This is a genomic window from Gallibacterium genomosp. 2 (genome assembly GCF_000771895.1).
Taxonomy (GTDB): domain Bacteria; phylum Pseudomonadota; class Gammaproteobacteria; order Enterobacterales; family Pasteurellaceae; genus Gallibacterium.
Genome location: NZ_JPXY01000046.1, coordinates 111,084 through 122,199 on the forward strand (window position 1 = coordinate 111,084; position 11,116 = coordinate 122,199).

The window sequence follows — 11,116 nt, forward strand, 5'->3', positions numbered from 1 at the left end:
ATTATGGATAAAAAACCGCTTGCACTCTCTTTAATGGGACCGACTGCATCAGGCAAAACCGGTCTGGCATTACAATTAGCAAAAAAAATACCTTGTGAAATTATCAGTGTCGACTCTGCACTTATTTATCGAGGAATGGACATTGGCACAGCCAAACCGACACCGGAAGAATTAGCTATCGTACCACATCATCTAATTGATATTAAAGATCCTGCAGAAAGCTATTCTGCTGCCGATTTTCGTAATGATGCTTTAACTTTAATGCAAAAGATTACTGCTAAAGGAAAAATTCCATTGCTGGTTGGTGGCACAATGCTCTATTACAAGGCCTTATTGGAAGGGCTTTCTCCACTACCACAGGCAAATGCTGAAATCAGAACGCAAATAGAAAAACAAGCAGAACAAATAGGATGGCAAGGGTTACATCAGCAACTTGCGGTAATTGATCCTCAATCAGCACAACGTATCCATCCAAATGATCCACAACGTATTAATCGTGCATTGGAAGTCTATTACTTAACCGGAAAATCACTGACTGAATTAACTGAACAAAAAGGAGAACCTTTACCTTATCAACTGTTGCAATTTGCTATTACTCCAAAAGAACGTGCTATTTTGCATCAGCGTATAGAGCTTCGTTTCCAACAGATGTTGGAACAAGGTTTTCAACAAGAGGTAGAAAAACTCTTCGCTAGAAAGGATCTGCACTTAAATTTACCATCCATTCGTTGTGTCGGTTATCGTCAAATGTGGGAATTTCTACAAGGAAAATATGATTTTGCAGAAATGAAATATCGTAGCATTTGTGCTACAAGACAACTAGCAAAACGGCAAATTACTTGGCTTCGTGGTTGGAATTCACCAATAAATTGGCTGGATAGTCTAAATATCAAACAATCAGAGCAAGAAATTCTTGAAAAAATAGCACAAAATTAAAGATAAATTCCTGATCAGTTAATTTCATTGATGACAGCACAAAATATTATTGTTATATTGTTGCATAAGCTGTTTAAAGCTGGTTCAGTTTCTTAGTTTAATCGATTGCATAGCTACTAAAACTAAGATCTTACAGACATTATTGATTATTTTAATAAAAAAGGAAAAGAAAATGGCAAAAGGACAATCATTACAAGATCCTTATTTAAATGCACTTCGTCGTGAACGTATTCCGGTTTCAATCTACCTCGTAAACGGTATTAAGTTGCAAGGTCAAATTGAATCATTTGACCAATTTGTTATTCTTCTTAAAAATACTGTAAGCCAAATGGTATATAAACACGCTATTTCTACTGTTGTCCCTGCACGCGCAATTTCTCATCATAATCATCAAGCAAATGCAGTCAATCAGGAAGAAGACATCGCCGTAACAAACGAAGAAGAATAATTTGTGACAAATTAATTTAGATTCAGGATTTCCTTTATTCTTTAAAGGAAATCTATTCTTATTATTCTTTCAAATATCCTTTATCTATTAAGATAAAGGATTTTTTATTAACAGCTTAGTGAAGTTTATTTTCATTATATCTCTTCACTATAACCATTAACCCCACTATTCACCCACTAAAAACATAACAAAATAATTACATTTGTTAAAAATATTGCAAAATTAAAAATATTTTGTTAAATCTATATTTCTTTCTTATTATTCCCCAATATGGAGTTATTCTATGCCAAAATCATTTCGCAACCGGAAAAAGAATTTATTCACTTTATTACTAACATTACCATTAGTCAGCACTGCCGTATTCTCAAATACCGCGCCTCAACCAATACAATCCTCACAACAAATTGATAGTAAATACTCGTCGTTAGAAGATACATCTCAAACAACACAAGCTACAAAACAAACTATCGCTGCCGCTTTACGTTATGACAGCAGTAAAGATATTTTTCATCCTGTTTATGGTACACAAGGTATTGTGGCTACAGAACAACATCTTGCCAGTCAAGTGGGTTTACAGATTTTAAAAGAGGGAGGGAATGCTATTGATGCTGCCGTTGCAGTCGGCTTTGCATTAGCTGTTGTTTTACCAAATGCAGGTAATATTGGTGGCGGTGGTTTTATGGTATTACACGATGCAAAATCTGGTGAAAATTTTGCAATAGATTTTCGTGAAATAGCGCCATTAAAAGCTCACAAAAATATGTACCTTGATGAAAAAGGTAATGTTATTGATGGAAAATCATTATTCACTCACTTTGCCGTTGGTGTCCCCGGAACGGTAGCAGGAATGGAATATGCTTTGAAAAAATGGGGAACTATGTCATTGGAAAAAGTGATCGCACCAGCAATTAAACTTGCCAATGAAGGCTTTATTATCAGTGATACCCTAGGGAAAACATTAGCTATAGAAAAAGATAATCTTGCTAAATGGGAAAGCACAAAAGCTATCTTTTTCAAAGGTGAGCAACCTCTGACAAGCGGTGATCGTTTAATTCAGAAAGACTTAGCTCATTCATTGCAGCTTATTGCCAAACAAGGTTCTCAAGCTTTCTACCAAGGTGAAATTGCTGAAAAAATTGTAAAAGAAATGGAAAAATACGGTGGCTTAATCACTTTAGAAGATATGAAAAGCTATCGTGTTATTGAACGCAAACCTGTTACTGGAAATTATCGTGGATATAAAATTGTTACTATGCCACCACCAAGCTCCGGTGGCGCACATCTTATTCAAATATTAAATATTCTCGAACATTATCCTTTAGAGAAATATGGGGCAAACAGTGCAAAAGCCATTACTAAATACGCGGAAGCAATGAAACTAGCTTATGCCGATCGCTCTGAATATTTAGGCGATCCGGATTTCGTTAAAATTCCTTTAAATGGTTTAATTTCTAAAAAATATGCGGATGAATTGGTCAAAAAAATTCCTTCAGATCATATCGTTCCATCAAAAGAGATTAAAGCGAGTGAACCACAACTCTATGAAAGTGATCAAACCACGCACTACTCTATTATGGATAAAAGCGGAAATGCTGTTGCTGTAACCTACACACTCAATCTTAATTTCGGCAGTGGTATCGTTGCTGAAGGTACAGGAATTTTATTAAATAATGAAATGGATGATTTCTCTTCCAAACCCGGTGTACCAAATGCTTTTGGCTTAATCGGTGGAGAGGCTAATGCTATTGCAGCAAAAAAACGCCCATTATCATCAATGACTCCAACATTGGTAATGAAAGATAATAAACCTTTTCTCGTTACTGGTAGTCCTGGTGGTGCACGAATTATTACAACAGTCTTACAAAGTATTGTAAATACTATTGATTATAAAATGAATGTTGCTGAAGCAATTTCTGTACCTCGCATCCATCATCAATGGCTACCAGATGAATTAAGAATTGAAGAAGGTATTAGTCCGGATACCATTCACCTTTTACAAAAAGAAGGATATAAGGTAATAACCAAAGCCTCAATGGGACGTGTACAAATTGTACAATCTACAGAAGATGGTTTCTTCGGCGCATCCGATCCGAGAAACCCTGACGGCGCAACTTTCGCTTATTAAACCTTTAAAAAATAAAAATATCCCTAATTGAACAAATTAGGGATATTTCGATATTAATCTTAAATCTTCAAATTCAATGTTCTTGCCACATTTTGAGCGGTGGAAATCAGATTTTCTCGTCCTTGTGCCAAAGTATCTGACAATGAAGCTACATTACGAATAATTGGGAAAACCGCATCAATTCCGGCATCATAAACTACTTCATAATCTGCTCGTAAACATCCCACTATGGCAATCACTGCTTTATTGAAACGTTTTGCCGTTTTTGCTACACCAACCGGTGTTTTACCATACACTGTTTGGCTATCCATCCTGCCTTCACCGGTAATCACTAAATCAGCATCTATCATTACTTCCGCTAAATTTGTTGCTTCGATAACTATGTCAACACCTGACTTAAGATGACAATTAGGTAATAATTGTAGCCCTGCCCCCATACCACCAGCAGCACCAGCACCTGCAATATTGGCAATATCCTTATTTAATTGCTGTTCTACTTTTTGCGAGAAGAAAGAGAGGGCTGCATCCAATTCTTTAATCATTGCCACTGTAGCCCCCTTTTGGGGACCGAATACTGCCGAAGCACCACGTTCACCACATAACGGGTTATCCACATCACAAGCCACTTCAATCTGTGTTGTTGCCAATCTTGGATCCAAAGTAGACAGATCAATTTTAGACAATCGTTTTAACGCTGCACCACCTGCTACTAACGGTTTCCCCTTATTATCTAAAAATGCGGCTCCTAATGCTTGCAACATTCCAACACCTGCATCATTCGTAGCACTGCCTCCAATGCCTAAAATAATTTTCTCTACACCTAAATTTAATGCAGCTTTAATCAATTCACCTGTGCCATAACTACTAGTAATAAGAGGATTTCGTTTATTTTCATCTACAAGATGTAGCCCAGAAGCCTCTGCCATTTCAATAATGGCAGTCTTCCTATCAGCAGATAACCCCCACTTAGCCAATACTTTATTACCCAAAGGAGCGGTAACTTCTGTTATCATTGATTGCCCTTTCCAAGCATCAATCAGAGATTGCACTGTACCTTCACCTCCATCTGCCATCGGCACTTTAACATATTCCGCATCGGGAAAGATTTTTTTAAACCCAATTTCTATTGCTTGCGCAACTTGTAATGCGGTCAGACTTTCTTTAAATGAATCAGGGGCAATCACAATTTTCATATTAACTCCTTAGTTACAATAAGATGAGAGATAATAGATAAACTGTTAATATACCCACAATTCCCATAATAAAAGTCAATGCTGTTTGTGTACGATAGCCCTGTTGCGGAGTCATTTTACTAAAGTTGGTCACTACCCAGAAATAACTGTCATTTGCGTGAGAAACACACATTGCACCCGCAGCGATTGCCATTACGGTCAAGGCTGCGGCTATTTCAGAAGTTAATCCCAATGTGCTCATTAAAGAGTCATTCACATTAAACATTCCCATAATCGCTGCGGTTGTAATCATTGCCACTGTGGAACTGCCTTGTGCAGTTTTCAAAATGGCAGAAATTAAAAATGGGAAGAAAATGCCGGCAGTACTGATAGTAACCGCATTCTGTTTAATATATTCAACAAAACCAGCTTCAACAATAACTTTGCCTAATACACCACCAGCTGCGGTGATAAACAAAATCGGACCAACAATTTTTAATGTATCATTAGTTAATTGTTCAAATTCGTTCGCTTTTCCTGAATGGAAAATCAAAATTACAGCAAACACCACGCCAACTGCAAGTGCAAGGATTGGATGACCTAAAAATAGAATTAAATTGCTGACATCACCACTTAAACCTAAGATTTTAGTAATTGATCCTAATGCCATCAAAATAATTGGAATAAAAATCGGAGCTAAACTTAAACCACCACTCGGTAATTTACCGTAACGTTTAAGCAACTCATCATAGCTTTGAGCAATTAATTCATCATCTTTGCCATCACTGCTAACAGTAACACGTTTACCAATATATTTTGCAAAAAGATAACTTGCCGCTAAAACCGGTATGGAAACGACAATCCCCATCACAATGACTAATAATAAGTTATGTTCAAGACCGATTCCTCCAGCGACTGCAATTGGTCCCGGTGTTGGCGGAATGAAAACGTGTGCCGCATAAAGACCACCACTCAATGCCACTGCTGTTCCAACAGGATTAGCAGCAATTTTCTTCTGTATTGCTTCTCTGATCGGGTTTAACACTACAAAACCACTATCACAGAAAACAGGAATACCAACAACCCATCCCATAATCAACATTGCTAATTCAGGTCTTTTTTGTCCAACAACTTTAACCACCATATCAGCCAATTTTAATGCCGCACCTGTTTTCTCGAGAACAGTACCAATAATCGCACCAAATATAATAACAATACCGATACTTTTGAATGTTCCGCTAAATCCATCTCCTATCATAGTTGGAATTTTATTTAGCGGTATTCCAGCCAATAATGCTAACGCTAAAGAAACACTCATCAAAGCTAAAAACGGATGAACTTTCAATTTGGCAATCATCCAGATCATTACCATAATCGCAATGATAAAACTGATAATAAGAGAAACACCTGTCATAGAAGCCTCCTTTGTTATATTGCATCCAACAGGCATTATTTAACCGTATTAAAAAAAATACATTATCTAAAATAACAATAAAATATGTTTTTATAGTCAATAATTTGTATAAAAATACAATTATCGTTGTAATAATGTACTGAGATATAAGATAAAAAGCTCTTCTATCTTATTGAAAGACAAGCCTGTTATTTGCTCAATTCTATTCAGCCGATAACGCAATGTATTGATATGAATAAAGAGTTCCGTTGCAGTGCGTGCCGGATCACAATTTGAGAAAAAATATTGCTGCAAGGTTTTTTGTAATTGATGAGAATGATCTTTTTGATATAACGTTTGTAGCGGTTTAAGTAATTCGGATACTTGCCACGATTGTAATAATTCATCCAGTAATACCGGCAATTTATATTCTTCAAAGAAATAAACATTTCGTTTCGGAAAAAAACGCTGTCCATACGCTAATGTACTAACCGCTGTTTTGTAAGAAAAAGATAGATCAATATCATTCGTTCTCATTGCTCCTACGGCAAATTTATAGCCATGAGTATCACTATTCGGTGGCAATAATTTATATAAATATTGGCGATTTTTAACCTGAGGATTGGCACTCAACACAACAACAGATTCAAAAGAAAGCAGAACAAAATGAAGCTCCTGCTCATTTTGAATTTGTACCAAATAATTAATCAATTCCTGTAAATCTACTTTTGTTGAATCTATTAATTTAATAATTATAACAGTATAAGGTTTAGTTAAATCAATAGCAAAAAAAGCAGCTTGCTGTGCGGAATAATCTGTATTCTGGACTCCATTTAATAATTGCAATATAAATTCTTCTTTATAGCGATGATGCCAACGCTCCTGTTCAAGCACAAATGCCTGCTCAGCAATCAATTCCGCACTCATTTTCACTAATTCCGCAAATGGCTTCACCTCATCAGGTTTACCGGAAATGCCGACAACACCAAGTATTTTGCCTTGATAATTGATTGGTAGATTGATCCCTTCTTGCGCCTCAAAATTCCATAATTTTGCCAATTCTGCCGTAATTTCCACTACCCGATTTTCTCTAATCGCCAGAACAGCACCTGTGTGACGTTGGTTCAAACGAGAGGCATTGCCTGAAGCGATAATCACCCCATTCTCATCCATCACATTAACCGAATAGGGAATAATCTTCATTGTGCGCCACACAATTTTTTGAGCTATCTCTTTATTTATTTTCATAATGCCTTTTAATCATCTAAATACATTTATTTCCACCTTTACAATATATTTATATGGGCTTTTTCAAAATACAAGTAAATTCATAGCTCAATAATTTTTTGTGTATTTTTTCTTCTCCTTTTCCTATCAAAATCGAATATAACAAATAACAAAAAAGTGTTGGTTTTGACGCCAACACTCTTCCCTATTGTAAATCATTTTTTCCTATTACATTCCGACAACCACGCAATCTACACCTTTCCCAGCAAGAGCAGATTTATTACTTGCTGCGGTATTGTAGCTATCAACCGGTCCAACAAAAACACGTGTCCAGTCTGCTGAACTTTTAGTAAAAGCATTAAAGCCACTCATTACTAAACGTGCCTGTAAATTTTCCGCTTGAGGTTTGTTTTTAAATGCACCGCACTGCAAGCCATATTTTCTACCACCTTTATCTGCATTTTTATTACTTTGACTGTTATCTGCTGTTTTTGCTTCGGCAACCACAGTTTTTGCTGGTGTTATAGACTGACTCTGCTGTCTATTCGCATTTCTCTCTTTTTCAGCTTGACGCTGTTGCGCGGCCTGCTGTTTTGCTTGCTCTTGTTGGGCTTTGGCTAACTCCTGCTGTAATTTTGCCTGTTCCTGAGCTTTTTGTGCTTGTGCTTTCTGTTCCGCTAATTTTTCCTGTTCCAACTGTAATAAAATTTTCTTTTGCTCATCAGTTAACTGAACATTTTTTGAAATTGACGATACATTATCATCAACCGGCACTTCTCTTGTTTCAAGCTGTTTGATATAACTCCAAACTTCTTCAGGGCGGCTGGGCAAGGTGCTTTTCTTGGTCGTGGTTGAGGTATTAGCTGTCGGAGCGGCTGCTTGCTGTTGATTCACCGGTGATTTCTCTTTTAAAAAGAAAAGGGCAACCGCAAACACAATGACAATAGCTAAAATAAGGATAATTAACAATTTTTTCTTGCCGCCATTTTGTTGTCTTTTTCGCGGTGCTGAACTTCTAGAAACATAATCTCGTTGTGCCACAACAATTTCCTAACTGAATAAATAATATAAAACGTTTAAACAGCCAATAATTCTACTGAAATTTTGAAATATTGACTAGAGGATTAGCTAAAATCATAAGGATCAATATCCAATGATAACCTTACGCCCGATGCCGACTTATTCGTATTCAGCAACGTTTCAATATGAAACAGCACCTGATGCAATTTGCTGCGTTGTTGATGTTGAAACAGAACATACCAACGATATTTGCCGGCTCTTTTTTCCATTAATGCCGGCAATGGACCGACAATTTGCAGCTGCTCCAACCACGCCTGCGGCAAGTTTTTAACTTGTTCAACAAAAAAAGTCAGGCTTTGTGACAGCTGAGTTTCATTATTTCCGCTGGCTTTTAACAATGCCTGATAACTATACGGCGGTAATTGAAACTGTTGCCGCTGCAACAACGCCTGTTGGCTGAATGCTGAATAACCTTTTGAAATCAAGGTATTAAACAACGGATGTTCCGGATAGTGTGTTTGCAATAAAACCAACCCTGCTTTATTACCTCGCCCCGTTCTGCCGGCAACCTGCACATAAAGCTGCGCCAAACGTTCTTCCGCTCGAAAATCAGAAGAAAAGAGTGCCGAATCAATATTGATCAATCCAACTAAACCGACATTAGGGAAATGATGCCCTTTTGCCAACATCTGCGTTCCAATCAAAATCTGCCGTTTCCCTTGCGCAATTTCGTCTAAATAGCGATCCAACTCCCCTTTTTTCGTGACATTATCTCGATCCAAACGCGCAATTTGATATTGCGGAAATTTTTGCTGTAAAACCTGCTCCAGCTGTTCCGTTCCTATTCCAGTCGTCAACAAATGAGTTGAACCGCAATTTGCACACTGAAACGGAATCGGCTTTTGAGCATCACAATGATGGCATTGCAAAATATGCCTAGACTGGTGATAAGTATAAGGTCGATTGCAACGCGGACAACTTTCAACCGTTCCGCATTCGTGGCATAAATAAACCGGTGCGAAACCACGACGGTTTAAAAACAGTAGCACCTGCTCGCCGCGTTCCAATACTTGTTTCATCTGCTGCAATAACGCATAGGACAAGCCATTTTCCATTGGTTGTGTTTTTAAATCTACTACCATTTGATGGTTCGCCACCTGATTTGTTGCCCGATAACGCAATGGAATAAAATGATATTTTTGATTTTCTACATTATGCAAACTTTCTAAACTCGGCGTTGCACTGCCTAAAATAATCGGAATATCGTGCTGTTTTGCGCGATAAACTGCTAAATCTCTAGCGTGATAGCGCCAACCCTCCTGTTGCTTAAAAGATTGATCGTGTTCTTCATCCAACACAATTAATCCCAAGTCGGGGAATTGGGTAAAAATCGCCGATCTGGTGCCGATCACTATCGCTAATTCGCCTCTTCTCGCTTCTTGCCACACTTGAAGACGTGCATTATCGGTCATATTGGAATGTAAAACACCAATCGGCACATTAAAGCGCAAATTAAAACGGCGAATGATTTGTGGTGTTAAACCGATTTCCGGCACTAAAACCAGCACCTGTCGTTTCTGTTTTAATACCTCTTCAATCACTTGCAAATAAACTTCTGTTTTTCCTGAACCGGTTACGCCTTGCAATAACCAGCTGTGAAAACCTTGTCGTAAAGAGATTTGACTCACCGCTAACGCCTGTTCTTTATTTAACATCAATTTATTTTTTTCATTCACTAATGGAATAGCGTCAATTGTCGCACGCTCAAACCATAGCTTAGGCTGTTCATCTGTGATTAATTCAACATAATTTTTCTGCAATAATTGGCGTTTTATCGTGGCGGAAAAAATATTGCTCTCTTTTTCCAAGCGTTGATGTTGCTGCAAAAATTGCAACATTTCTTGCTGTTTTAATGCACGTTTTAGGCTATTTTCTGCCAGCGCTGCTTTGCCCAATGCAGTTAATTGATAAAACTGTTGCTGCGTTAATGAGGGATATTCTTCTTTGCGGAATTTTAGCGGTAAAGCCGTAAATAAGGCTTCACCGATAGGATAGTGATAATAATCTTTTGCCCACAACACCAATTGCCACATTTTTTCATCAAACAGTGGCTGTTGATCCAATACTTTCAGCACTGTTTTTAAATTTTCCACTTCACTTGCGGGCAAAAATTCACTGACAATGCCAATGCGCTTTTGTTTGCCAAATGGAACCAGCACTCTTGCGCCAATTGTAACTTCCAATGAATCAGGCAATAAATAATCAAACTGATTTCTTAATGCGATATCTAACGCAACACGGACAATTCTCATCACTACCTCAACAAAATAAACGGCTTATTATAGGCAAATTCCCATAAATCCCCTAATATTCAGAATAATTAATCTGATTGTATTGAATTTCGCCACCATTTCTTATATGATGCGCATTCCTTTTTACTGTCGCCATCGTGCGATGTTTTTTTGTAAAAATATGTACGGTGTTGGTGCTTAAGCGACCAATAGCGGTACATCATCAAATGAGGTTATTATGAAACAAGGTATTCATCCTGAATATAAAGAAATCACAGTGACTTGCTCTTGCGGTAATGTGATTAAAACTCGTTCTACTATCGGACACGATATTAGCTTAGATGTGTGCAACAAATGCCACCCATTCTTCACTGGTAAACAACGTGTTGTTGACACTGGCGGTCGTGTTGAACGCTTTAACAAACGTTTCAGCATTCCTAGTACAAAAAAATAATAAAAAGATAAAAACCTGCTTTATAAGCAGGTTTTTTTATTGGCATAGTA

General features: G+C 37.4%; 9 protein-coding genes. 4 read left to right on the forward strand and 5 right to left on the reverse strand.

The features are described from left to right. Positions 1–3 precede the first annotated feature (3 nt). The 3 genes from miaA to ggt all read left to right on the forward strand — a co-directional run bounded on the left by miaA (position 4) and on the right by ggt (position 3,509). On the forward strand, positions 4–936 hold the full coding sequence (gene miaA / locus P375_RS09770; protein WP_039136509.1) for a tRNA (adenosine(37)-N6)-dimethylallyltransferase MiaA: 933 nt from the start codon (positions 4–6) through the stop codon (positions 934–936). Between the two features lie 172 nt (positions 937–1,108). Continuing rightward, positions 1,109–1,384, forward strand: a complete 276-nt coding sequence (gene hfq / locus P375_RS09775) for an RNA chaperone Hfq (protein WP_039136512.1) — start codon at positions 1,109–1,111, stop codon at positions 1,382–1,384. Between the two features lie 283 nt (positions 1,385–1,667). Next, positions 1,668–3,509 (forward strand): gamma-glutamyltransferase, encoded by a 1,842-nt coding sequence (ggt, locus tag P375_RS09780; RefSeq protein ID WP_039136515.1) that lies wholly within the window; start codon positions 1,668–1,670, stop codon positions 3,507–3,509. A gap of 59 nt (positions 3,510–3,568) precedes the next feature. Here ggt and P375_RS09785 read toward each other — a convergent pair whose 3' ends face one another. From P375_RS09785 to priA, 5 genes are all read right to left on the reverse strand, one after another. Next, positions 3,569–4,702: a glycerate kinase gene (locus P375_RS09785; protein ID WP_039136518.1), complete on the reverse strand. Its 1,134-nt coding sequence runs from the start codon at positions 4,700–4,702 to the stop codon at positions 3,569–3,571. A gap of 13 nt (positions 4,703–4,715) precedes the next feature. After that, positions 4,716–6,095: a GntP family permease gene (locus P375_RS09790; RefSeq protein ID WP_039136521.1), complete on the reverse strand. Its 1,380-nt coding sequence runs from the start codon at positions 6,093–6,095 to the stop codon at positions 4,716–4,718. 120 nt (positions 6,096–6,215) lie between these two features. After that, positions 6,216–7,322 (reverse strand): CdaR family transcriptional regulator, encoded by a 1,107-nt coding sequence (locus P375_RS09795; protein WP_039136524.1) that lies wholly within the window; start codon positions 7,320–7,322, stop codon positions 6,216–6,218. Positions 7,323–7,529: 207 nt separating this feature from the next. Continuing rightward, positions 7,530–8,342, reverse strand: a complete 813-nt coding sequence (gene ftsN, locus P375_RS09800; protein ID WP_039136526.1) for a cell division protein FtsN — start codon at positions 8,340–8,342, stop codon at positions 7,530–7,532. Between the two features lie 83 nt (positions 8,343–8,425). Further along, on the reverse strand, positions 8,426–10,633 hold the full coding sequence (priA, locus tag P375_RS09805) for a primosomal protein N' (RefSeq protein WP_039136530.1): 2,208 nt from the start codon (positions 10,631–10,633) through the stop codon (positions 8,426–8,428). Positions 10,634–10,850: 217 nt separating this feature from the next. On the opposite strand from priA, the gene rpmE reads away from it, so the two are divergent. Then, positions 10,851–11,066 carry a 50S ribosomal protein L31 gene (rpmE, locus tag P375_RS09810; protein ID WP_039136533.1) on the forward strand — a complete coding sequence of 72 codons (216 nt, stop codon included), beginning with the start codon at positions 10,851–10,853 and terminating at the stop codon, positions 11,064–11,066. The last annotated feature ends 50 nt before the right edge of the window (positions 11,067–11,116 follow it).